Source organism: Bacteroides faecichinchillae JCM 17102, from assembly GCF_000614145.1.
In the GTDB taxonomy this organism is placed as follows: domain Bacteria; phylum Bacteroidota; class Bacteroidia; order Bacteroidales; family Bacteroidaceae; genus Bacteroides; species Bacteroides faecichinchillae.
In genome coordinates this window covers 14,849-41,047 of sequence record NZ_BAKK01000015.1, presented here as the reverse complement: position 1 = coordinate 41,047, position 26,199 = coordinate 14,849, and the positions used below count along the sequence as shown (strand labels likewise).

The 26,199-nt window shown below is 37.8% G+C and carries 11 protein-coding genes and 4 pseudogenes; 2 read left to right on the top strand and 13 right to left on the bottom strand.

Features of this window, described 5'->3' with window-relative positions; genetic code table 11:
- Positions 1-20: 20 nt before the first annotated feature.
- From JCM17102_RS27035 to istB, 13 genes and pseudogenes are all read right to left on the bottom strand, one after another.
- A pseudogene (locus tag JCM17102_RS27035) lies at positions 21-1,401 on the bottom strand (SGNH/GDSL hydrolase family protein).
- Positions 1,398-2,936 (bottom strand): family 43 glycosylhydrolase, encoded by a 1,539-nt coding sequence (locus tag JCM17102_RS09670; protein ID WP_025074959.1) that lies wholly within the window; start codon positions 2,934-2,936, stop codon positions 1,398-1,400. The pseudogene JCM17102_RS27035 and the gene JCM17102_RS09670 overlap by 4 nt, the downstream one beginning before the upstream one ends.
- On the bottom strand, positions 2,933-4,084 hold the full coding sequence (locus tag JCM17102_RS09665) for a beta-1,2-mannosidase (protein ID WP_025074958.1): 1,152 nt from the start codon (positions 4,082-4,084) through the stop codon (positions 2,933-2,935). The genes JCM17102_RS09670 and JCM17102_RS09665 overlap by 4 nt, the downstream gene beginning before the upstream one ends.
- Positions 4,085-4,112: 28 nt before the next feature.
- A pseudogene (locus JCM17102_RS27030) lies at positions 4,113-6,226 on the bottom strand (GH92 family glycosyl hydrolase).
- 73 nt (positions 6,227-6,299) lie between these two features.
- Positions 6,300-8,571 (bottom strand): annotated as a pseudogene (locus JCM17102_RS27025) (GH92 family glycosyl hydrolase).
- A 31-nt stretch (positions 8,572-8,602) separates the two neighbouring features.
- The gene (locus JCM17102_RS09650) at positions 8,603-10,594 is read right to left on the bottom strand and encodes a sialate O-acetylesterase (RefSeq protein ID WP_025074957.1); all 1,992 of its coding nucleotides are present in this window, start codon (positions 10,592-10,594) and stop codon (positions 8,603-8,605) included.
- A 154-nt stretch (positions 10,595-10,748) separates the two neighbouring features.
- Entirely contained in the window at positions 10,749-13,829 is a 3,081-nt protein-coding gene (locus tag JCM17102_RS09645) for a SusC/RagA family TonB-linked outer membrane protein (protein WP_025074956.1), read from the bottom strand.
- Positions 13,830-13,833: 4 nt separating this feature from the next.
- The gene (locus JCM17102_RS09640) at positions 13,834-15,594 is read right to left on the bottom strand and encodes a RagB/SusD family nutrient uptake outer membrane protein (protein WP_033886710.1); all 1,761 of its coding nucleotides are present in this window, start codon (positions 15,592-15,594) and stop codon (positions 13,834-13,836) included.
- 12 nt (positions 15,595-15,606) lie between these two features.
- A complete protein-coding gene (locus JCM17102_RS09635) occupies positions 15,607-18,744 on the bottom strand; it encodes a SusC/RagA family TonB-linked outer membrane protein (protein ID WP_025074954.1) in 3,138 nt (1,045 codons plus the stop codon).
- Positions 18,745-18,768: 24 nt separating this feature from the next.
- Positions 18,769-19,827, bottom strand: coding sequence for a DUF4961 domain-containing protein (locus JCM17102_RS09630; RefSeq protein ID WP_025074953.1), 1,059 nt, complete (start codon positions 19,825-19,827; stop codon positions 18,769-18,771).
- A gap of 15 nt (positions 19,828-19,842) precedes the next feature.
- Positions 19,843-20,301 (bottom strand): DUF5004 domain-containing protein, encoded by a 459-nt coding sequence (locus JCM17102_RS09625; RefSeq protein ID WP_025074952.1) that lies wholly within the window; start codon positions 20,299-20,301, stop codon positions 19,843-19,845.
- A gap of 32 nt (positions 20,302-20,333) precedes the next feature.
- Positions 20,334-22,121 carry a RagB/SusD family nutrient uptake outer membrane protein gene (locus JCM17102_RS09620; RefSeq protein ID WP_033886692.1) on the bottom strand — a complete coding sequence of 596 codons (1,788 nt, stop codon included), beginning with the start codon at positions 22,119-22,121 and terminating at the stop codon, positions 20,334-20,336.
- Positions 22,122-22,413: 292 nt separating this feature from the next.
- A pseudogene (istB, locus tag JCM17102_RS27020) lies at positions 22,414-23,187 on the bottom strand (IS21-like element helper ATPase IstB).
- A 186-nt stretch (positions 23,188-23,373) separates the two neighbouring features.
- Here istB and JCM17102_RS29605 point away from each other — a divergent pair.
- Both JCM17102_RS29605 and JCM17102_RS09600 read left to right on the top strand, forming a co-directional pair.
- Positions 23,374-23,979, top strand: coding sequence for a transposase (locus tag JCM17102_RS29605; protein WP_247646020.1), 606 nt, complete (start codon positions 23,374-23,376; stop codon positions 23,977-23,979).
- Between the two features lie 438 nt (positions 23,980-24,417).
- A complete protein-coding gene (locus tag JCM17102_RS09600) occupies positions 24,418-25,932 on the top strand; it encodes an SLC13 family permease (RefSeq protein WP_025074949.1) in 1,515 nt (504 codons plus the stop codon).
- The last annotated feature ends 267 nt before the right edge of the window (positions 25,933-26,199 follow it).

Genomic DNA, 26,199 nt, shown 5'->3' with positions numbered 1-26,199 from the left:
ATCCTTTTCAAAAGAAAAGATCAAATCTTCCTTAAAACAACCTTTCTTATAATCGGTTTATTAATCTCATAAATTTTAGATACCAACACGTCCATCTCTTGTTGGCGTGCATCCCGTACAGATTCGTAAATCATCTTCGAATACATATCACGACGTCCTTTCAACCACATATTCTTATCTACATTTTCGTCCATGACTTCGATCGCTTTTCTATTATTAGCAAAAAGCAATCCTTGCTGTTGGAAGAATCCAAACTGACACCATGCATATTCGCGGAAAGTTCTTTCAAGTTCCCAACGATACTCATTGAGGTGCATAATAGCCAATGCTTGTTGATATTGAGGGGTCTTCGATTCAGCCGCCAAGTTGATACCTTTCTCCAGATCAGCAGCATTCCAAGTACCTATTTCTTCGTCATCAATCAACAATCTATACTGTCCTTTCAGCCCGGTTACCTTCAGGATCTCACTATTCATTTCTTCCATAAAAGGAACAACCTTGACAACATCTGCCTGGCTTTTCTTTGATCCCCATCCACGAGCAATCGTATCCAGAGGATAAGGCAAAGACTCTGCCAGATAATCAAAGCTAATATCTTTACCAATCTTCTTTATATTCGAAATGGTACAGTTCTCTGATTTAATCGCCTCTTTTTTATTAGCGTTAATTTCTACATCCGCTACATTCTTACCACTAAATCCTTGTGCTTTCAAAAATAAATAAGCCATTACCATGTGTCCATCGTTATCCGGATGAATTCTATCGTTTCCACAAAGAGTAAAAGTAGAGTCTTTTTGCTGAAACTGCTGATTTAGTGCAACCATCGGTGCATTCAAATCGGTAAATTCCCAACCATTCTTCGCAGCCGATTCTTTCTGATATTCAACGATTCTTTTAATCGTCTCATTCTTTTTCTTGAATACGGTATTATCTTTTATTTTTGCTGTTTCATCATAAGGAGAAGTTCCTAGCATTACCATACGCGTACTCGGCAGTTCTTTGAAACGTTTCTCCATTTGCTGGAAATTTTTAATACTCTCCTGATACTTCTGTTCACCAAATTCTTTGGCATTATCACCGTTGTATTCAAAATAACCGGAATCATTCATTCCAAAGGTGACCATCAACACAGTAGTTCATACTAAAGATATCCCCATCCAAACGTTTGTTCATGTCATAAGCCGTATCACCTCCAATACCACCATTGAACACTCGGATATGCATATCCGGAAAACGTGTCATGTAATACAACCAAATAAACGAATGATAATGTCCTCCATCCGTTATACTATTTCCTAAGAAAACAGCTCTATCTCCTTCTTTGAAGGGTTTTACAGTCTGAGCAAATGCAGAAGTCGCCAAACAAATGGACGCTACTGCCATCAATAAAATCTTTCTCATTTATTTTTTACTTGTGTTTTAAAATATTCAAATTCAGCCGGTTCATTTACATCACCTATATGTATCAATCCCGGACGTGATACTCTGTCCCAACGAACTAAATCTTGTCCTTGAAAATACGTATCCTGCACCGAAGTCCACTCTTTTCCATCTTTACTTTGGTAGAAGTTGAGAAGACTTCCTTTTTCAACTGTGATTTTCAAATAAACTTCTCTGTTGTTACAAACAGATTCGTACAGAGTAGATTCTTCATTATCTTTAATTCTTTTCAGGAAGAGTTTATTGCCGGAAACTCCCCATATAACCAAATTTTTGTCATCTCCGTACATTGTCAGCCCTTTCACACTTTTATTTGTATTCACCAACTTTGTTTCATAAGAGTAATCCGGTGTTTCTGCACGCAAACATAAAGCTGTGCCATGAAGATTTCCTTTCTTAGGGTGCCCTGCTAACAACAGCTTTCCCTTTTTGAAAGTAGTTACGACATCAGAATAAGGATAATTCCAGTTCCATTCTACTTTCAGGCTCTTTCCACCAAAGGAATCTTCAAAGTCTTCCGACTCTTTCTGGAACGTACCGGGAAATGGTACAGGTTGTTTAGCCTGTGCCACATTTCCAGTTTTGAAATGTACCCATTGGTCACCACCTACAAACATTTCCTGGAGAATCGGTTGTCTTCCGGTGTAAAATCCGTCTCCCTTTAAATAAGCATGGCATAAATAAAACATTCGTCCATCAGGAGTTGTCACAGCAGTACCATGACCACAGGATTTATAATCACCGTTTCCACCATGCAGAATAGGATTTCCTTCATATTTCTCATAAGGTCCTGTATAATTTTTGGAACGGGCTACATATACATCGTAATCACTAGACGGTCCGCAACATCCATGGGCAGCATATACTATATAGTAATACTCACCTTGCTTGAAATGATATTGTCCTTCCATTCCAATGTATTCATCATCGACTAACAGAGTAAATGGTTCACCTTCCAACTTCAATCCATCAGCAGATAATTTACTGCCTAATATTTCGATTGGGCGTTTATCCAATCCGTATGCTTTCCAACTAATGTACAACTGTCCATTGTCGTCATATACAAAAGCATCAATAGCTTCCGTACCATATTCAATGATAGGACCATGATCAGTAAACTCATGTAAAGGAGAATCCGAAGTGGCAACCCCGATATATGAGATTCCGGTACTTTTTTGACGAGCAGTGTAATAACAATAAACCTTATTATTATGATAAAACAACTCTGGTGCCCAGAAAGAATTAACCGTCCAATCCGGCTGTTTTTTAAAAACGTGCCCTACTTGTTTCCAATTGATTAAATCCTTAGAAGTAAACATCGGATAAAAAGGAGCCCACTCCGAAGAGGTTCCGGCTGCATAATAAGTATCTTTAATCTTAATAACTGATGGATCAGGCATATCTCCCCGAATTACTGGGTTGTGGAAATAGACCTCTTGACCTACTGCATTCAGAGAACAAATCATTCCGAGAAGGAAAAAAGCTAATTTATTCATTTATTACCTCCATTGGCTTTAGTAGGATCATATACGGCTACTGCCACACGTGAATCTGCACAACCATAATACAAATACCACTTGTCTTTATAATATACCAATCCCTCAATAAATACTGTACCTGCCGGATATTGGCCACTCTTTTCAAAATCTGACTCAGGGACATAGAACGGTTTATCCAGACGATCAACCAGTTTAGTCGGATCATTTGTATCAAACAAAGCCTGTCCGGCACAATAAGAGTTGGCTGTATAAAGTGTATCACCTTCTGCACCAGCTTTATTTTTTCCATTATACATTAGAAGAATTCCCTTATCTGTCATGATTGCCGGAGGTCCGCATTCGGTTAAATCACTATCAAATTTACCTTCACGAGTAGTCATCACTTTCAGAAAGTTTCCATTTTCGTCCAACATTGGCTCCCAATTTACCAAGTCTGTAGAAGTTGCCACATTTACGAACTTCTCTCCCCAATACATCCAATATTTTCCACCAATCTTTGCTATGACTTGTTTACCGTCTACCAGTTTTGTTATGATAGAAGCTGATTTCGAGAATTCATCGAAGAAACGTCCGTCATAAGCTTTTGCAAAAGCAGGACCATATTTCTCCCATGTTTGCAAATCACGAGATGTAGCCACTGCCAAACGTGCCTTCTTACGATTCCATTGAGTGTAAAGCATTACATACAATCCATCTTCAGTCATTGCAATCCGAGGATCTTCGCAACCTCCGGGGCATTCTAACTCTTTTTGGCTATCATCACCCGGATAAAAAACAGGAGCGGACATACGTTTGAAGTTCAATCCATCTTCCGAGTAAGCATATCCCAAGCGGGAAGTACGGCTACCAATACCTACAGCCGAATTATCTTCTGCCCGGTAAAGAACAACCACTTTACCATCATAAATCGTAGCTGCCGGATTAAAGGTGTCGCTTGCCTCCCACGCAACTGAGTCTTGTCGCATCGGACAATAGAAGAAGGTAGTAGTGTCCGGAGAAATAACCGGATTCACTCCTGCCGGACGTTGAAAATCGGCCCATGCCCAATCCGGAAATTCCTGAGATATTTGTTTTTTCTCACCACACGATGAAATAAAAGCTGCTGCCATCAATATACAGGCAATATTCAAAAAGTTTCTTTTCATATTTATACCATTTAGAATTAAACCTTAATTAAGGAAAAGAAGGAGGAAGAATTTTTGTTCCCCATTTTGTATCCGGTTTACTTGAAGTACCATAATCAATCGTAGCTCCATTGGAAAGCTCATCCCAATCGATCCAAGTACTATCATATGGTTTACCATTCAGTCTCATGGAATGTATATAGATATTCTTTTCCGAACCACCTTTAATTACTATATCTCCTTTCTTCAAATGTACTTTCACTGACGAAAATATGGGTGTATTTACAGTGAAACCTCCTACACCCGGAATTTCAGGATATAATCCGATACAGGCAAATACATACCAAGCTCCCATAGTACCTAAATCGTCATTGCCCGGCAAACCGTCTATCTTACTGGAATATTGTTCATTCAATACTCGGTTGATAACTTCCTGAGCTTTATACGGACGACCAATCCAATTGTATACCCAAGGAATATGGAAACTCGGTTCATTACCAGAAGCAAACCAGGCATCATTATATCCTGCGTCCAATCGATTAAAAAATTCATCTAGACGTTTTTCGCTTCCGCCTTACCACCAATAATGTCTACCAAACCAGCAATATTATAAGGAACCATCCAGAAATAGTTCTTATAGGTAGATTCACGAAAGTCCTCTCCTAACGATTTCCAGGAACCGTCCGGATGACGTGACTGTAACCAACCTGTCTCTGGGTTATAGAGGTTCTTCCAGGAACGGGCAAAATGGAAATAACGCCAACTGGCAAATTCATCACCAACGGCATGTAAAGCAAATTGTCCGATTGCAAAATCTGCTGACGTATATTCTAACTGAATAGAAGCATTGTAGTAACCTTTCTCAAGATATTGTTTCAGTCCCGGACGAGTTTCCTCATTCTGTGACTTAGCTCCAGGTTCTTCCGCTCCTTTTCGCATGATCTTGAAAAGTGGCTTCGGGTCATAATTGCGGGCACCAAAGGCATAAGCATTGGATACCAAAATAGAACTAGGATCACCTTGCATAACACCTGTTTCTATATTTGCCATTACCCAGCGTGGGAAAGAACCTCCGGATTGCTCGGCAAATAACTGATGAGAAATCACGATATCGGAGGTTACTTCAGGATCCAACATTGCTAACAGCTGTATCTGTGTGCGGTAAGTATCCCAATTACTAAATGAAGTATAATGTTTCGAACGGGATTTATGAACTCTGAAATCTGCACCCATATATTCTCCATTCACATCACTGCATACATTCGGATGAACAAAAGAGCGATACAGATGTGTATAGAATTGTGTAGTACGGTCCGGATTTGTACCTTCTACTTCAATCATTCCCAAATAATGATTCCACTTCGTTTCAGCCTGGTTTTGTATCTGTGCAAAATTCCATCCTGAATTTTCAGCTTTTAGATTTTCCTTTGCATTCTCAACAGAAACATACGACACACCGATTTTATATTGTATATTCTTCTTTTTATTTACATCAAATGTGAAATAAACTCCGGAATATTCTCCTTCTGCAAAAGTGGTATTTGGCTTCAGTTCATCTCTTTTCCAAATTCCGAATTCCAAAGCATCCGTATCAAATTCAGCAGCAAAATACACTTTATAAGGAGTATTAAGTCCGCAGAAATTACCTCCTTCGGCATATCCCTCACATCTATTTGGAGCAGTAATGACTATAGCAGCCTGTTTTATTGGAGTAGCTGAAATTCCTCCTCCGATAATGACAGTACCAAACTGTTGATCTTCCGGGTACTCATAATGCGCCATCCCTGTTCTTTCCGTTACCGTCAGCTGGGCTTTGATACTCTCTTGCACTGTTGCCTCATAATAACCTGCATGTCCCTTTTCTTCTGTTACATTGATCCGATAGTCCAATATATTGTTAGGAGACATCTTCAATTTTCCTTTGACAGGAAAAGTCGGAAAGTTTCCCATATGTTCGCATCCTGCACCACTTAATTGGTTAATCACAAATCCCGACCGTTTGGAAAAGTAAGACGGTGTGAATTGCACCATACCAAAAGGATAAGTCGCTCCTGGATAAAGATATCCCGAAGCTAACCCTACTCCTTTCGTACCAATCAGCGTATTTACCTGATGGGCGTAATCGGTTGCCGCAACCTGAGCCTTGGCCACCTTTCCACTCATCAAAACAGACGCAAACAATAACACACAAAAAAACTTATATTTCATTATGGATTTTCATTCATTAAACGAATTCTTATTCTTTAGACAAAGAGAAAGGAGCAGCATACTTGGAAGTACATCTTTCTTTGTTTGGTTGGCTTCCCATTTCAAATTTCAACACTCCACCATCGAAAATATCGTCATAACGAATGTAATTCTTATCCAGATCTCTTCCGTTCAAAGTGGCCGACTGTATATACAGATTCTCTTTACTATTATTACCTGCTTCAATCACAAATTTATTTCCATTCTCCATTGTAATGGTAGCTTTCTTAAATAACGGACTACCAATTACATATTCATCCGTACCCGGACAAACTGAATAAATACCTAATGAACTCAATATATACCATGAAGACATACCACCTTGGTCTTCATCACCCGGATATCCTTTTTCTGTAGAATTGTACAATCTTTCAACAATCTGACGTACCCAATATTGAGTTTTCCAAGGTTGTCCGGCATAGCAATACAAATATGGCATATGTTGAATCGGTTGGTTACCATGAGCATATTGTCCATATTAGCTAGTTCCATTTCTTTCATTTCATGGATCACACCACCATAAGTTCCTGGTTTGATAACATTAGGAAGAGTAAACACTGAATCTATTTTAGTCGTAAACTTCTCGTCACTTCCAAACAAATCGATCAATCCTTGTACATCGTGAAATACTGACCATGTATAATGCCATGCGTTACCTTCACAGAAAGGTCCGCCCCATTCTAACGGATCGAATGGTTCTTGCCATTTACCATCTACACCTTTACCGCGCATAAACCCGATAGACTTGTCGAACACATTTTTATAATTATACATTTGTCTGGAAAAGACATCTTGATAGTGCTTATTTCCAACCATTTTAGCCAATTGGTAACCGCAGAAATCATCATAAGCATATTCCATAGTCTGCGCACTTGATCCCATAGATTCCGGATAAGGAACGTAACCTAATTCAAAATATTCTTTCCAAAAACCACGACCGTTAGCACCTCCCCAAGGACCTTTATTCATTGCTTCGTTAGCATATGCTTTGAGTGCTTTTTCAGGATCAAAAGAACGAACACCTTTTGCCCATGCATCAGCCAAAAGTGAGATTGAGTGATTACCCAACATACCCCCTGTCTCACCCGGAGAAGACCAGGAAGGCAACCAGCACATTGTTCTTGTGCAGCAAGCAACGCATTCATATAACGTCCCTGCATAGTCGGATGAAGAATATTTGTCAATGGGAATTGTGAACGGAAAGTATCCCAGAATCCGTTATCAGTATACATATATCCATCATATATTTTGCCATTATAGGGGCTATAATAGTAAGGTTCTCCATTCTCCTTACGTTCATAGAACTTACGAGAGAATAGATTTGCGCGGAACAGACAAGAATAAAAAGTCCTAATTTGTTCTTCTGTACCACCTTCAACAACAATTCTGTTCAGCAACTCATTCCATGTCTTTTGACCACGTGCTTTTGTTACTTCCAGATTTTTATCTTTACCTAGCTCCTGATTTAAAGTTACCAATGCTTGTTCCGGGCTAATATAAGAAGAAGCCGCTTTGGCCTGTACTTTAGAGCCTTTTTTAAACTTAACATAAGCTCCATATCCTTTTCCTGATCCTTCATTCTTTTTCGGGAATATCTCATCCTTTTGATTTTCCCATATTCCATAGTCCTCAAAAGGTTTGTCAAATTGAACAACAAAATAGTTATGAAACGACTTTGAATCATTTACAAAACGCTGATTATTTACCCAACCTGAAATTTGTCTCTTTTCCGGATCAATCTTAATATCGCTCATATCTGTATATCCGTCAATCACCAGATATGCATCATCGGTAGAAGGATATGAGAAGCGTAAATGTACACCACGCGTAGTAGGAGCCATTTCAGTTGTAATACCATTATCAAATGTCACCTTATAATAATGAGGTTTAGCTATCTCATTATCATGACTGAATTTTGAAGCACGATTATCTTGATTAACCACCAATTCGCCTACCACTGGCATAAATGAATAAACAGCATAGTCACTTACCCAAGGACTACATTGATGTGACTGACTAAAGGCACGTATCTTATCAGAAGCATAAAGATATTTAAAGCCATCCCCATTCTTACCTGTTTGTGCAGACCACATATGCATACCATAAGGCATCCCTGTTGTAGGATACGTATTTCCGTAGCTCAAACCAAAATTAGAATCAGTACCTTGCAGTGTATTCACATACTGTACCAAGTCTTTTTGTTGAGCATTTATCACTGTCGAATACAAAAAGAAGATAATTAAATAAACTAGTTTCTTCATGGTTTATTAAATGTATTAATTAAATGAATGTCTATTGCTTATCAACATTAGTAATTCCTTTCCAATCATCTGTACGGAATGGAGACATTGGAAGATCTGCACCGTTATACATATTACATACAGGATAATCAGCCCAAGCATAACGCACCGCAACCGGAAAAGGTACTTCGGGTGAAGATACAACTATTGAGTTTCCTTCAATGACGGCATCTGCCCAATGGAATTTATGATCCAATCCGGCAATGGTAAATCCTTTCGGTTTCTCACCATTTTTCGTTTTCAGTCCACCGTTTACATGACTAAAGTTAATTCGGATTTTATTGCCTTCAATCTTGTAGTTTCTGTACATGGGCCCTGAATACGGTATTTTTTCTCCATAAGTCTGTGCGCGGGCTGCTAAAGCCAGTCGGCGTCCTACTTCTTGTTTATTCTTTGGATGAATGTCAGCCTCTTCACCTATATCAATGGCTACAGCCATACCGGTATTTGCCAAATGCAGCGTCCGAGTCTGAGCCTCTCTCAATTCTGCCCAAGTAGATTCAACCGGTTCTTTTTGTTGAGCTGTAAAGCTAGCTAACTGTACCATATAGAAAGGGAAATCATACCCCCAACGGTTTCTCCAGTCAGTTATCATCAATGGCATCAACTCACGGTACTGATAAGCTTCTCCCGCATTTGATTCTCCTTGATACCAAATCGCCCCTTTGATAGCATAAGGAATTAGCGGATTAAGCATCGCATTAAACAATAGAGTCGGATAATTCGGATTCCATGACATATCAACAGGCATTGGCTCAATCTCTCTCAAATCCAAAGAAACCTTATATTTCCAGTCACCCGCCATCTGTATTGATTCTGAGTCAGAAAGACGAAGCGATATACTCTCCGGATTTCCGTTGATACCACCATTACCACCAGTATCGAGCACTCGTACTGCAATCACAGCCTTTCCCCCTTTCACCAAGGATTTCGGAATTTTATAACTCCTACCTGCCATCCATCCTTCCGTATGTCCAACTTCTACACCATTGAAATAAGTAAAATCATTATCATCAATAGTACCCACATTTAAGGTCAATTCTTTTCCCGCCCAACCAGCAGGAATATCTATAGTCTTTCTAAACCAAACAAGACCATTAAATCCCGGTAATCCATTTTCCTGCATCCAACCGGGAATCTTCATTGTCTTCCACGCGTTATCATCAAAATTAGGAGCTGCCCATATAGCCTCGCCATTGACGCACCCTTTATCAATCTTTTCAATATTCACTTTCCAAGCCTCAACATCAGCCTCATATTTCTTCTTGCGTCCTTCTTGTGTCGCTGGCTGCCCTTCCAATGCTTTCAATCTTTTCTGCATACTTGGCATAGTAGCCAATGCTTCATGACTCGTCCATGTTTCTATAATTGTACCACCCCAGGAAGTGTCAATCAGCCCAATCGGCACATTACGATATTTATTCAGATCACGTCCGAAAAAATATCCGGCAGCAGAAAAATTTGCTACACTTTTCGAAGAACAAACCTGCCAACCATTTTCCGCAGCTTCAATTTTATCAATAGGTTTAGGACTTATGGCATTTTTCACCAACAAAAAACGAATATTCGGATAATTATTGGCTTCTTGTTTTTCCTGCTCATAGTTATTTACCTTACCCCAACCTTCTACCTGCATCTCCATATTAGATTGTCCCGAACAAACCCACACTTCACCAATCATCACATTATTGAGTTTTACAGGCTTTCCATCAGAGATAGTCATCGTATAAGGTCCACCAGCTACCGGAGTTTCTACCTTAGTTTTCCATTTACCTTGAGCATCTGCCTGTACAGTATACTTCTTCTTATTCCAAGAAGTAGTTACTTCCACCGTTTTATTCGGTTTAGTTTCTCCCCAAACAAGTGCTTGCGTTTGCTGCTGTAACACCATATTATCAGAGAATATGGGTAATAGCTTTACTTGTGCTGATAACGCAGCACTCCCAAACAAAAATAGCAAAGAAATTGCGAAATTTTTATTCATACCTATGATTCTTATTTATAGTAGTCAATATTACATTTTATTATATGACGAACAAAGATACAATAACCACTAAATATATATCACAAAAAGCGAAAGAGAATAATGCTTTTCAATAAAAACATTATTCTCTTTTTACCATCAACTAATAATCTTTTTAGAAAGACAATTGAACTCCTAAGTTTACAACACGTTGATTCATGTAAGCGTCACCTGCAGTATTTGTACTGATTTCAGGATCTTGCTGATATTTATCATATCCTGTAAATGTCAATAAGTTATAAGCATTTATATAAAAACGAATGTTATCAATAAACTTAGGCAATACTTTCTTCGGAAGCTGATATCCCAAGTCAATTGTTTTTAAACGGATATACCATGCATTTATCAACCAAAAATCAGACATATAATTAGTAGCGCTATTGATTGTATTACCTTGTAACGTCATACGAGGGAATTCAATAGGTTCTCCACTCTCAAAGCGTTCTTGCGTCCAACGCTTTTGATGTATTGGTTGAAATTGGCTTTGACCAGATTCGATACCTGTTCCGTTAATAGCAAAACTATAATCAAACGATCCCTGAAACAATACATTGAAGCTAAATCCCTTCCAATACCCACCTATTGACCATCCCAATGTAGTAGTAGGAAGATTTGGCTTTCCAATCGCCTTCTTATCAAAATCATTAATCACACCATCATTATTCAGATCGGCATATTTCAAATCACCGGCTTGTACCGGCACCTCAGGTGTAGCCGGTGCGGACACATCACCTGCATTGATTTTTGCAATATCATCCGGTGTATAATAACCAACCCAATGATAACCGAATGGTTGACTAATCGGTCTGCCGGTTTCTCTCAGCCAATCATATTTTTGCTGAGCTTCTGCTTTAAAATCGACTTTATTCTTTGCATAAGAAAATACAAGATTTGTATTAAAATTAAAATCTCCATAACGATCTTGAAAACCAAGCTGTCCATCAAACCCTTGATTTGTAGTTTTTGCAACATTAGTAGGTGAAATGCCGATACCTAAAACATCTGGAATATCATTTCTGGAAACTAATTGATCGTATCGTTTGTCAATAAAATAATCCACTGTAAACGAGATCTTATCGAATAAATTCATTTCCAAACCGACATCAAACTTTTTAGCCTTCTCCCAAGTTACGTTCAGATTACTCAAATCTCCTTCTTTGTACCCACCGGAAGTATGATTATTGCCTTCACCAAAAGGATAACCATCTCCTTCTGTATATTTTTGTCGATAAAGATAACGGTCACCACCAGCAACATCAGAACCAACGAGACCATACGAAGCCCTTAGTTTAAGTACTTGTACGTTATCTACTAACCAATCTACATTTTTAAAATAATTTTCTTCTGAAATAATATACCCAACACCGAATGCCGGAAAAAATCCGAAACGATTATCTTTTCCAAAACGGTCAGTACCATTATACCCCATATTAAGATCTATTAAATACTTATTCTTATACTTATAACCTAGTTTCAGAGAATAGCCTTCAAAATTATTGGGTACGGACGCACCGCTTTCATTCGTTGTACTCTGACGGTTGTATAAAAACATTGCATTTACATCATGTATCTTATTAAAAACATGCGCATAATCTAAAGATGCCTGAACATTCAAATCTTTAGTTGCCATATTCGTGTTATTGAACACAAAATACTGTTCATAATCGTATACCCGATCCGGATGAATCGTATACGTATCTGTCTTCGAATCATAATGATAGGTCGGATAACGATTACGTACTACTCCACGGAAGTTTTCATCGCGACTACCATATGCCAACCTGAAATTAGCAGAAAGTCCTTTAGTCAAAAAATCCATCTTCCAAGTAGCTCCATACAAAATGTTATTGTCATTACGACGAGTACGCCTATAGCCTTCATTTCCCAGCCGAGCATTTAACGTTGGTTTTCTATCTTGTGTATCATATAAATATGCATAAGAACCATCCGGATTTAATACGGGAGCAGAGTAAGGATGCATACTTTTAAAATCATAAATACTTCCTGTTACATTCAATTGATACGGCTCATTGACATTCATGAAACGAGATGAAACATCCAAACGCATATTAAAATTATCAGTCACATCAAAATCAATATTCGTACGGTAGTTAAAACGGCGATAGAAATAATTAGGATTAACTCCATCTCCAACATCTCCACCAAAATCTTTGACCAGACCATTCTGTGTAAAATATCCGGCAGATACGAAATATCTTAATCTTTTAGAACCACCAGATACATCAACATTGATATTTTCCTGAAAAGCCATCTTCTTAAAGATCTCATCATACCAATTCACATCTGGATGTCCGTAAGGGTCAGTATGATCTCTGAAAGCAATCATATCTTCATCTGTGTATGGAAAATCTGACAATGTTCCATCATTAGTATGCGCTTCCTTCACTAATTGTAGTGATTCATAGGAATTCAAAAATTTCGGAGTACGAACCGGAGTCTGCATACCACTTTCTAAGCGCACATTAATCTTCGGCTTTCCTTCTTGTCCTCTACGAGTTGTCACAACTAATACCCCATTTGCTCCTTTAATACCATAAACAGCCGTAGTGGAAGCATCCTTCAAAATAGAGATACTTTCTATCTCATTTACGTTGATTTGTGCCAACTGTTCATAAGTATATTGCATATCATCCACAATGATCAAAGGTTTATTTCCATCACCGTTCAGAGAACTGACACCTCGAATAAAAAAGTCGGAAGCATCCTTACCCGGCTGTCCGGACTTTTGCTGACTGAAAAAACCAGGTAACTTACCAGTCAAAGCATTTTGTACACTACTGGTCGGTACATTACGAATCTCACTCGCTTTTATACCACTAACAGCGCCTGTTAAGGTCAGACGTTTTGCCTTACCGTAACCTACCACTACGACTTCATCTAAGTCTGTTTGATCAGGAGCCAATACTATATTCAGCGTCTGTTGATTATTAACCTTGACGCTTTGTTTCTTAAAACCAACATAAGTAAACTCCAATATAGCACCTTTATTCACTGTCAATTGAAAATTACCGTCAATATCGGTAATTGTACCCATTGTTGAATTTTGCACCTTTACATTTACCCCCGGTAAAAATTCACCGTCAGTAGAAGAAACCATCCCCTTCAAAACAAACGACTGAGCGAAAGCCGATGTAAACATGCAAATACACACTAATATTAATAATAGTTTTTTCATAATATTACCAATTCGGATTTTGAATCATATTATCATTCTTTACTACCTCTGAATATGGAATCGGATAGAAATAACGGTTCACATCAAATGTTGTCTGCAAAACATCAATACCAATGAAGCTCGTTTTACCTCCGGTTGTCTTAATTTCCAATCCCTTTAATGGATTTCGGAATATATTCTCAGCACTTCTCCATCTACGAATATCCCAATAACGGTGTTCCTCAAAAGCTAATTCAATACGACGTTCGTTATGAATTAACTCACGCATTTGATCTTGCGTCATTTCTCCTACTTCTTTCAAACCATAGTTGTTTTTACCGGCTTCAATGCCCGCACGTTTTCTCAAAGCAATAATCGCATCATATACATCTGACGAAGGAGTGTCCAAGCTTTCATTTTCAGCCTCGGCATAATTTAGTAAAATCTCCGCATAACGATACATTATCCATAAATGCAATTTATTACTATAATCTTGCTCTGTCTCAAATTTGCCCATGAATTTACACATATAATAACTTGTCTTAGTATATTCAGCAACCCCGGAAGGATTATTAGCTCCTCCTTTAGAGGTATCAAGTTTATTTCTCAACCATAACGATCCATGATGTAACACTGTATAATCCAAACGCGGATCACGATTAAGATATGGATCTTCCTTATTCTTGTCATATTCACTACCTTGATCAGCAAACATACCGTCTTTCATAGGAAAAGCATCTACCAGATTCTGTGTCGGAAGAGTCCGACCTTTACCCAAGCTGTTACCAGAGAATCCTAAAGGTCCGTTATTGTTTTCTATAGAAGTATTCTCACTACCCGGACGATAAAAAATAACTTCCGGATTGGCCGTAACATTATAGAAATTCAAGAATACGTCACGAAAATCATTATTTAAGCCATAGACTGCCTTGCCTTCCGGTCCATATTCGTCAATAAATTCCTTCGCAGCCTTAGCCGCTTCTTTCCAACGATTTCTATCATAAGAAGCATATCCTATTAACTCATTACCAGGTTCAATGGGACGTTCATTAAACAGAGGGCTTGCTGCATACAAAAGTACCCTAGCTTTCATAGCCATACAAACCTCACGGGTAGCAGCATGTGAATATTGATCAAAGTCCGGCATCGGGTTTGTGCGTAAATCATCTTTAATTGCATCCAATTCATCAACAATATAACGGATACAGTCTTCAAACGTATTACGAGGCAACTCCATATCATCACCCAATACATGTATGTCATCTCCCATCAAAGGAACACCTCCATAACGTTTGACAAGTTCAAAATAGAAACACGCTCTCAAAAAACGAGCTTCCGCCTTCATTGAGACATTCAATGGATGAGATTCTCCTTTAGCATTCACGTAAGTTTGCATAAAAGGAACAACATCGATATTATCAAGTAAAATATTCACTTTACGGATCCCTTGGTAGTACACTCCCCAGTCCATATTGGAAGTACGAGAAATTGCCGTATATCGTCCTACTTGTAATTTATATACATCTGGGTCAGAAATATTTATAGAAACAGCGTCATCAGAAGCGGCATCCAAATAATCTCCTCCAACACGATTGTGCCCATTTTGTAATCCCGCATAAATATTACTCAAAAATTTTACGGCATTCGTACCTAAAGAATCGGTCCGAGAAAATACAAAATCAAGCGACACAAACTCCACAGGCTTCGGTTCATAGCCATCGGAACAAGAAGTTATCGTCATCAACAGACCGGCTCCGAGCAGTGCTAAAAATTTATTTCGTATCATAAACATAGTACATTAGAATTTAACATTAATACCCGTACTGATGCAACGTTGTAACGGATAATTAGAGAAACGCACTTCAGGATCAACCAATTCACATGCAGCTTTTGTAAACAAATTCTGTCCGTTTACAAATACCTTTACGCGGGTTCCTCCTAAAAAGTTACGACAGAATGATTCAGGCAAAGTATAGCCTAAACTAATATTCTTCAAGCGGAAATAATTACCGGAACGCAACCAAAAAGAAGAATTCCAGCCGTTACCTCTATTATAATTATTTCCTCCGGCTGATAATCTCGGGAAAGTAGCTGTTGCAGCAGTTTCCGGTGTCCAACGATTCAACATATTTTCATACGTTTGTCCGTAAACTTGACCATTTTGCTGAAATCCTTCCATTAGAGTCCAGTCTGTCATCATAACATCTTTATTATATACTCCTTGCCAAAACATGGAAAACTCCAAACCACGCCATTCAAATCCCAAATCAATGCCAAAATAAGAAATAGGTTTCTTGCCACCGATAACCACCTTATCAAATTCATTAATTACCTTGTCTCCATTCTGATCCTTATATTTAATATCACCTGGCTGAATGTTATCAAACCCTGCAATAACCGGACTTTCCTTTATTTCTTCCAAGGAAGTAAAGAAACCTTCCGCTTCTAACCCCCAAATAGCTCCTATAGGATTGCCTGTTTCACGAAGATAATCGTATGGTACTTTTTGTTCATCCTTAAACAATAATTTACTTTGTTCGCAACTCCAGTTAGCGGATACATGATAATTAAAACTTCCAACATGATCTTGATATGTAATAGCTAATTCTCCACCGAACCAACGCGCTTTTCCTATATTTTCACTCGGATAGTTCTGACCTATTAGTTCAATGCTCTTACCGCGTCCCTGCAACAAATCAAAATATTTATCATTATAGTAATCGGCAGCCACTCTCAATCTATTGTCAAACAACATTAAATCCATACCAATATTTAGCTTATCTCCTTTCTCCCATGTTAAATATGGATTTGCCAACGGACTTCTCTCTGTAAAACTTCCGGGACTAGAGAAATTAGTACCATAACTATAAGAATCTCCAGAATTAGAATAAGTTTGATAATAAGTATAATACCCCGAGTTACTGATACCATTTCCCGTTCGGCCAAATACAGCTCGCAATTTCAACTGATTCATCCAATCAACATCCTTCATAAAGTTTTCTTTACTGATATCCCATCCTAGTCCAAACGCATAAAAAGTACCCCACCTTCTACCCGGAGCATAACGGTTATAAAAACTTTCGCTCAACGCTGCTTGCGCAAAATATTTACCTGCATAATTGTATGCAACATCCGCAATGACATTAGAAGGATATTCCGGAAGGTCCCAATTCGTAATCACCGTCTTCGTATCCCCCATAAGACTCGCCTTTAAAGAATGTGCACCAAACTGACGTTCGTAATCAATAGCCAATTGTCCATACATTTGTTGATAATTGGAGACTGCAACAAAATTATTAGACTGTGGCTTTGGTTCTCCATAACGCGCATATATTTCATTACCTTCCTTATCCAGTGCATAATCAAATACTTCTGATCTCTTAGTGCGGGAAGTAGCAGAACGAGATTGTGAAGTCACACTTCCTATCAACCGCGCAGATAATCCTTTAACCACTTTGTCGAAATCATATTTTAAATTGATACTTCCCAATACATCTCTGGCTCCATCAATAATATATCCTGAATTAATGACTTGCGACAACAAGTTATTAGAGAAAGTTTGACTACCTCCCCATGTACCATCCGGATTTACTACCGGATATGCATTGTTCGGAGTCGTATAAATAGAATTTAATATATTCGTGTAACCACCTCCATCACCACCGGGTTGCGTACCTTCTTCCACACGTCCCATCAATGAAATTTTGGCAATAAAATCCTCAGTTATATTAATATTCACTTTGGAATTAATCATGTAGCGATCAAATGTCAAATTCGTACTATGTACATCTCCACCAGGATTTTTAAACAAGCCATTCTCACCTACATAACCCACACTTACAAAATACTGTGCAAATTTATTCCCTCCCGTAGCATTTAGATTATAAGATTGAATGGTGGAACTATTATTCATCGTCTCATCATACCAATTCACATCAGGATGTGTATAAGGACTGGAAGCATTACGGAATTTAGCAAAATCACTATACGAATACATGGGATCACGACCATCATTCAACAATGCTTCATTCAACAAATAAGCATATTGATAAGCCGAGAGAGGCTTGGGAGTCTTCAATGAACTTTGCACACCGAAACGACCAGTAAACGAAATCTGAAAACCTTGTTTTATCGGTTCCTTAGTAGTAATAACCAATGCCCCACGTGAACTTTGCATACCCAGAAACATTGACGACAAAGCATCCTTTTGAATAGAAACCGACTCAATAGCCTCCGAGTCAATTGAATACAAATCCCTTTGCACTCCATCAATCATCACAATCGGCGAATTATGACGCGACGATATCGAAAACTCAGTATTGTCACCATATGCACCTTTACCCATTACACCATCTGCCGGAACATTACCCATAATGGCTTCGGAAGAGATATTGGCTGTCTGATGCATACGTGCCCCGCGAAGTTGTGATATGTTCAACCCCGGTAATCTACCCTGCAATGAAGGAATAATCGTGGTAGAAAGCATTGAACTCACTTGATCAGTATATACCGTCGCTGCTGATCCCAAAAAGCTGTTTCTATCTTTTATATCATAAGGTCCATTAATGACTTGTGGAAGTTTCACATATTCCTCAGCCAGTGTTACTTTAAAAACACGTTCGGTATTTTTCAACTTATTCACCTTTATTTGCTTATTGAGAAAACCTGGGTGAGACAAACAAAGCACCTCTCCTTTCTCGTATTGAAATTCAAAAATACCATCAGAACCAGTAACAGCCTTAAAGTCAGACTTTTTCATTGTAACTATGACCTCCGAGACCGGATTACCAAACTGATCGACTACCTTACCTGTAATATTAGCATTTTTTCCTGCTTCCTGAGCTGCTACTTGTGGATATCCAATACCCAACAGTAACAGCAACACGATCCATGTGAAACAGCAACGATTGCTTTTCTTTTTTAATATATCACGCATATAATCATCTTTTTTTATTAAACACTAATCGCATCGAAGTTCAAACACAAAAGGTTCTTGCGCTCCTTCTTCTACTTCTTCTCCTGCATTATCTCTATCATCATCCGATCGGGTCACTTTCACCGTTCCGTCTTCATTCGAAAATACATATTCAATGTAAGAAATGGTTTCACCCTCCGAAATTCCAAAGAATTCTACAGGCCAGACTGTCAGATTATATCTCGACATTTTTTCCTCTTTCACCATCAATGTCTTCGCACTTTTTTCGTTCACTGTATACACATTTCCTTCCACTGTATGTGCAACCGCTTCCAGAAAGACTTTATCGGCAGAGGCTAGTTTGTTTTCGTAAACATCTCCCTGAAATGTAAATGTCACAAAATCATCTTGTAAAGATGACAGAGGTTCTACCTGATAATAATGCATAGAACAGAAGTCTATGATACTTCCCTGTCCTTCGACCACTTCAAAACACTCGGTTTCACCCGGATCATCACCATAGCAAGCATAATGCTGAGATTCTCCACCAAGTCCGTCTGAAGAGTGATTGATAAAGAAAGCCGGTCTGAATCTCTGGTTATTCATACTGGCACGACATTTAATAGTAACAGTATAATTAATTCTACCACTGATAGTAGGATAGTTTTTACTTCTAAACGCTACCCATTCCATATCATTCAAGACATTAGCTCCCACACCAAATTTTTCTTTCAATACCGCATCCCAAGACATTCCCTTACCTTGCGGCTGATCATTCACAGGGATAGCTGTCATCGGTTGTTCTATACTAGAATCTTCAAATTTATCTTCTGTATATGTTACCTTGGCATTTTCACGTGCATTCCAATTTCTTGGGACAAGAAACGCAACAATAAAATCTTCAGCAGAAGCATCTCCATCAATTGAAATATGTCCTTCAAACTTAAAAGTCGCTACTTCTCCGGCCTTTACATAATTCACCTCTTCTCCGGCATCATTATAAATAAAATAACGATCAATTATAAATTCGCATCCAAGTACGATAAAAGGAAGTAACATTAAAAATGCACCTACCTTTATTTTACGTTTTACATTATATCTCATAAGTGTTCTGTTTAATCATTTTTCTATTTTCTCGAAAGAATAAACATAAGAGTTACCAACACATCCCGGACTAAAAGAAAGAGTAATCCGACGTTTTCCTTTCACAATCGGATAACTAATCTCCGTTTTAGCTTCCTCATCAGTTCCTTCTTGTTTGAAAACCAAGAAAAATGGAAAAATAGGATCGTCTATCTTCCATTTACCGTTTTTCTTCACTAAAAACGGTAAATAATTCTCCATAGTATAAGTATTGTCTTTATTCAAATGCAAAAGAAATCTGCTGAAGTCCATCGCATGTGTTATATCCGTTCCATTACGGGATACAGTTTTCAGTTGCCATATTCCATCCAATGACTTCGGTACTTCTGCATAAGTCGTTGAATCAGGCGTTATCTCATCCTTAAAAGTGTCACAAGCAGTAACTAATCCCAGCAAGATAAAAATGTATATTGTTATTTGTATCTTAAGATTCATACTTTTTTCTTTTTAGTGAAAATTGTCATTAACTATTCATAATACGGATTCTGCAATAAATCAACAGACTTCACAGTTTCCTCATATGGTATCGGATAAAAATACATAGCCTTACGGAACACGTGCTGACGAGCATCAATTTCCCGCCATGATTTAGTCCCATCAGGATTCCTTGTAATTTCAATCCCATGCATCATTTTATTATCTGTTTCTTCTGCAATCATCCAACGCCGTACGTCAAAAAAGCGATGTCCTTCGAAAGCCAGATCCAACCTACGCTCTAAACGAATAGCCTCCTCCATTTCTTGAGGCGTCATATTATCTTTTATTCCATAAGTATTGTTTTTTCCAGGTTCTATACCAGCACATTCACGAATCTTCCGCAAAACGATGTATGGGCTGATTTCCTGTCCACCAATCTCATCCTTATGATTGGGTCCGTAATACTCATTAACAGCCTCTGCATAATTCAACAAGATTTCAGTGTACCGAATCAACGGACGAGATTGCGGACCACCCGTACCGATTTGATTGGCAGCGCTTATTAGTGTCAAGAATTTACGCGTATATAATCCGGTAGGAGTTCCACGGTATATAGCATCTTGACTTGTACCTACAGATGTATTGATTTCAATGTCATCATAATGGTCTTTCATAATACATCCATCATATGTCACTGTAAATCTAAAACGTGGGTCACGATTAACAGCAGGATTTGCCGGATCATAATCATCACTCTCTGCTGTTGGTGTACCATCTGCCATCGGAAACAACTTGGCTAAATCATAATAAATATATCCCCCAATACCATTTCCTCCCGTACTAGGCGGAGCAAACCAAAAATTAGTATCCTGACCACTACCTCTTTTTCTCTCAAAAATAGTACTGTTATACACCTCAATCCCTACTTTAGTATAATAATCGGAAGGTAATAATTGCGCATAATATCCCCATCCAGGATAAGGATTATTATTCTCGTCCGTATTACGGACATAGACATTATATTGTTGCATTTTTATTACTTCAAGCGCTGCATCTATGGCCTCCTTCCAACGTTCCTTAGAATATTCCGGATAACCTACCAATTCTTTTGGATAATCAGCAGGAGCAAAATCACTTCCATTATACAATTTACTAGCCGCATAAAGTCGTACACGTGAAATCGTCGCATAACAGATACCTTTATTGATGCGACCGAAATTACGACCGCCCCTTGTAGAAGGTAATTCTTTTGCAGCCTCCTTACACTCATTTACAATATATTCCACGCAATCAGCATAAGAATTACGAGCTTTACGAGCCTCATCAACAGTTTCATACAAATCATCACCAATCAAAGGAACTCCTCCATAATGCCGGATCAACATTGCATAATACCACGCACGTAAGAAACGCGCTTCTGCTTTATATTCATTCTTGACTTTAGCATCCATCCGGCTATTGTCAGCATACTTCAAGAATAAATTCACACGACGAATGTTTCGATAAGCAATCCTCCAAACATCATTTTTCTCTACTGCAACCGGATTGACAGTTCCGGTAGCAAACAAAATATCGGTCGACAAGCCTGTATTTGCTTTATATGCAGCTTCATCACTGCTAGTTTGCAAACCTCCATGACCTCCATATCGATTATGATGAACATCATAACCAATATCAACATAAATCTGACTCAGAAAACCTGCTGTATAAGTACTATCAGCAAAAACAGCTTCTCGATCTAGACTTTTGGTTTCAGTCTCGTCCAAGAAATCTTCTGCACAAGATGAGAATATCCACATTCCCACAATAGACAAGAAAAAATAAAATAAGCCTTTCATATACAATAGAAATAGCGGTTAATAAAATGTTTATAAACTCTTAAATCGGTAAAATTCATCATTATTAGTTATTTTTATAACGAGCCTATAGTTTGCGTATTTGTCTTAAGAACGATTATAAAATATTATACCACTAAAAATATTTAATTATTTTTTTGAATATTGGAAAATATAAAGTCGTTTGACCCACTATTATACTCCTAATTGACCCATCAAAAAAATATTGGATTTATGGAGAGAAAAATGCATTTTAACCTGGGTCAGTTTCAATTAAAATTATCTATAGTAGATACTACTTCTTGTTAGCATTAATCTTTCTTACAGAATCTCCTGTAAGTTCAATCTTGTGTGCTGTATGTACCATTCTGTCTAGGATTGCATCAGCTACGGTAGGATCTCCAATTGCATCATACCAACTTTCGACAGGAAGTTGTGATGTTATTATGATGGATTTTAATCCGTGCCGGTCTTCTATTATTTCCATAAGGATTGACCTTTCCTTAGCATCCAGTCCTATAAGAAACAGATCGTCAAGAATCAGCAGCGAGCACTTTTCAATTTTTTTCATCTCAGATTCTATAGTACCCTTGGTTTTGGATATTTTAAGCTGTCACATAAGCTTTGACGCATTGGAATACAAAGCCTTGATGCCATTTTTACACGCTTCATATCCTATGGCTGAAGCTATATAGCTTTTACCTGTTCTGGAGCTTCCTGTAATGAAAATATTCTGTCCATCTCTTATAAAATCAAGAGAAGCAAGTCTCTCGAGCTGGTTTCTATCAAGGTTACGTTTTATTGTATAGTCTATTTTTTCCATATATGCCTTATATCTGAAGTTTGCAGACCTTATCAGTCGCTCAATGCTTACATTGTACCTGTAATCATATTCGCTTTCAAGAAGCCATTTTAGAAACTCATCGTTTGTCATGCCATCAGAAAAGGTAGTCCTACAGTCATTTCTGTATGTTTCAAGCATACCGTAAAAACGTAACTTGAAGAGTAACTCCATTATTCTGTCCATATTTTTTTCGGCAGTTCTATTTGTCTTATTATTACTTATCATTTTTATCAATGTTTTTAGAGTTAAAATAATCCTTACCTCTGAGATTCCTGTGTTTAGGGGTAAGTTCGGGAGCCTGTCCTTCCATTTGGACAAGATACTTTTCATCTTCTCTGTTTACAAGAATACTTTCAAGTTCGTTGTACCCGAACATGTTGGATTCCATTGCAATCTGGCATGCAAGAACAAATGGGGAGTAAAATCAGTGGCTCACTTATTGGAAGGATAACATTTAGCTTGCGAAAAATGTATCAACAAAAAAGGAAGGAAGTAAAGGAGCATAATGAGAGAATTGAAAACGAAAGTAAAATACAGAGAGTTTCACAGAATCAGATACTCCAATACATTCTAAAGGGAGAATTGGATAATTCTAAACTAGCGAAACTTTATAAGTTCTCACCACCGATTAAAGAACTCTTAAGCGTGTGTAAGAACTTCAGAGGTATGATCAATGGGAATACTTTTGATAAGGATATTAGAAAGTGGATTGAAAAAGCGAAGGCAACACGGAATATCGCACTGACAAACTTTGCATATGGTATTGAAAAAGACTGGAAGGCTGTACAGGTAGCCATTGATATCCCCTTCAGCAACGGATTACTGGAGGGGACAGTGAATAAAATTAAAACGATCAAAAGACAGATATTCAACAGAACGGGAATAAAACTACTAAGATTCTGGATTCACAATAGGAAGAATACCACCATATTTAAAGAAAAACCGTTTTTCTCATTTGATCTCTCATACTCTCATTTCCCCATAGATAAATATCAGTTATTCAACAATATAAACTAATGAGAGATTCCTATGAGATATCTATTTTCAAATGTAATCTCTCATTCTTTCTTCTTACGATAAAGAAAAGTAGCTAATAGGTTCCCAAATCAAAACAATATTGGTACATTCTCCCTAAAAAATCACATTTGTACAGATATTCCCAGGAAAGCACCTTTATTGTTTGCGGTCTGTATACATATTCCAGATTTAGTCCTCAAAGAACAGATTTTAAGAACCCAATTAAAGAACCGATTCAAAGAACAAGGTCATGATAACTCTTACCTTAATATTTATGAGAATTCGGTTTATCGTGTTCTAAAACCAATATTAGAGAAATTGTATTTCCACTAAAGAACTACAAGAAGAAAAAAACAAGAAAAAAGTTCAGCATTAGATTAGCTATATATTAAATTAAAAATTATTTTTGCAACGTTTTTTTAATTTTATTCTAATATTATGTACAAGATTTTTCATGGTTTCCATCTAGTAGAAGCTTATCAGGACTTAAAGAAAGCTAAACGATTAGCAAAAAATCAGACAGTGGCCCGATGTATAAAGTTAACCATAGCTATTACCCTTTCCCTAATTTTATGGTTCCTCCCTATTAATACATTGGGGATAGAAGGCTTAACTGTTATAGAACAAAGACTTATTTCAATTTTTATTTTTGCTACTCTAATGTGGGTATTCGAGGCTGTCCCAGCATGGACAACTTCCGTACTAATAGTCGTATTACTATTGCTTACCGTTTCCGATAGTAGTTTATGGTTCTTAACTCAGAACATTCCTGCAGAAGAATTGGGACAAACTGTCAAATATAAATCTATTATGCACTGTTTTGCCGATCCTATCATCATGCTGTTTATAGGTGGATTCATTCTTGCTATCGCAGCAACCAAAAGTGGATTGGACGTATTGTTGGCACGAGTTATGTTAAGACCCTTTGGAACACAATCACGATATGTACTATTGGGATTCATCCTCGTTACAGCTGTATTCTCGATGTTTCTTAGTAATACTGCTACAGCTGCCATGATGCTTACTTTTTTGACTCCCGTATTAAAAGCACTCCCGGCAGATGGAAAGGGAAAAATAGGATTGGCTATGGCCATTCCTGTGGCTGCGAATGTAGGCGGTATGGGAACTCCTATCGGCACACCACCTAATGCCATTGCTTTAAAATACTTGAATGATCCAGAAGGATTAAACTTAAATATCGGTTTTGGAGAATGGATGAGTTTTATGTTGCCTTATACTCTAATAGTATTATTTATCGCTTGGTTTATACTCTTACGACTGTTCCCATTTAAACAAAAGAGCATCGAACTGCAAATTGAAGGTGAAGCAAAGAAAGACTGGCGTTCCATTGTTGTTTATATCACCTTTGCTATAACGGTTCTATTGTGGATGTTCGACAAGTTTACAGGAGTAAACTCCAATGTAGTAGCGATGATTCCGGTAGCTGTATTTTGTATAACAGGTGTTATTACCAAACGTGATTTGGAAGAGATCAGCTGGAGTGTACTTTGGATGGTAGCTGGTGGTTTTGCATTGGGCGTAGCTTTGCAAGAGACTGGACTGGCTAAACATATGATTGAAGCTATTCCATTCAGTACATGGCCTCCTGTACTAATGATTGTCGGTTCTGGACTGATCTGCTACGCTATGGCAAACTTTATTTCCCATACTGCTACTGCAGCTTTACTTGTTCCTATTCTCGCTATTGCCGGAATCAGTATGCGTGAAAACCTGTCATCATTAGGAGGCGTAGAGACTTTATTAATTGGAGTGGCAATCGGATCATCACTAGCAATGATATTACCAATTAGTACACCACCTAATGCACTAGCACATGCCACAGGAATGATACAACAAAAAGATATGGAAAAAGTAGGTATAATCATGGGAATAATCGGACTAATATTAGGATATACCATGTTAATTATACTTGGTTCCAATAAATTACTATAAATAACTTCCTTTCATAAAACAGGCTCTGTGTGAATTAAACATTCTTACAGAGCCTGTTAAAGTAAAGGTATCAACCTTTTGTAATCAATTAACAACCAACAAGGGTGTTCCCGTTCAGATACTTCCCTTGAAAAGCTAGTTTTCCTCGTTTATCGTAATATCATATGTAAGAAATAGACATGTCATTAGCAACTGGGAAGCTATTACGCAATAACTGGCGATAAAGTTTAAAGAGAGATTTAATTGTAGTAATTTTATGCTCGTCGA

Bases quoted from the DNA above. Each gene is read 5' to 3' on its own strand.
- JCM17102_RS09635 (WP_025074954.1), bottom strand. From the start codon at position 18,744: ATGCGTGATATATTAAAAAAGAAAAGCAATCGTTGCTGTTTCACATGG.
- JCM17102_RS09620 (WP_033886692.1), bottom strand. From the start codon at position 22,121: ATGAAAGGCTTATTTTATTTTTTCTTGTCTATTGTGGGAATGTGGATA.
- JCM17102_RS09650 (WP_025074957.1), bottom strand. From the start codon at position 10,594: ATGAATAAAAATTTCGCAATTTCTTTGCTATTTTTGTTTGGGAGTGCT.
- JCM17102_RS09625 (WP_025074952.1), bottom strand. From the start codon at position 20,301: ATGAATCTTAAGATACAAATAACAATATACATTTTTATCTTGCTGGGA.
- JCM17102_RS09645 (WP_025074956.1), bottom strand. From the start codon at position 13,829: ATGAAAAAACTATTATTAATATTAGTGTGTATTTGCATGTTTACATCG.
- JCM17102_RS09630 (WP_025074953.1), bottom strand. From the start codon at position 19,827: ATGAGATATAATGTAAAACGTAAAATAAAGGTAGGTGCATTTTTAATG.
- JCM17102_RS09600 (WP_025074949.1), top strand. From the start codon at position 24,418: ATGTACAAGATTTTTCATGGTTTCCATCTAGTAGAAGCTTATCAGGAC.
- JCM17102_RS09670 (WP_025074959.1), bottom strand. From the start codon at position 2,936: ATGAATAAATTAGCTTTTTTCCTTCTCGGAATGATTTGTTCTCTGAAT.
- JCM17102_RS29605 (WP_247646020.1), top strand. From the start codon at position 23,374: ATGGGGAGTAAAATCAGTGGCTCACTTATTGGAAGGATAACATTTAGC.
- JCM17102_RS09665 (WP_025074958.1), bottom strand. From the start codon at position 4,084: ATGAAAAGAAACTTTTTGAATATTGCCTGTATATTGATGGCAGCAGCT.
- JCM17102_RS09640 (WP_033886710.1), bottom strand. From the start codon at position 15,594: ATGATACGAAATAAATTTTTAGCACTGCTCGGAGCCGGTCTGTTGATG.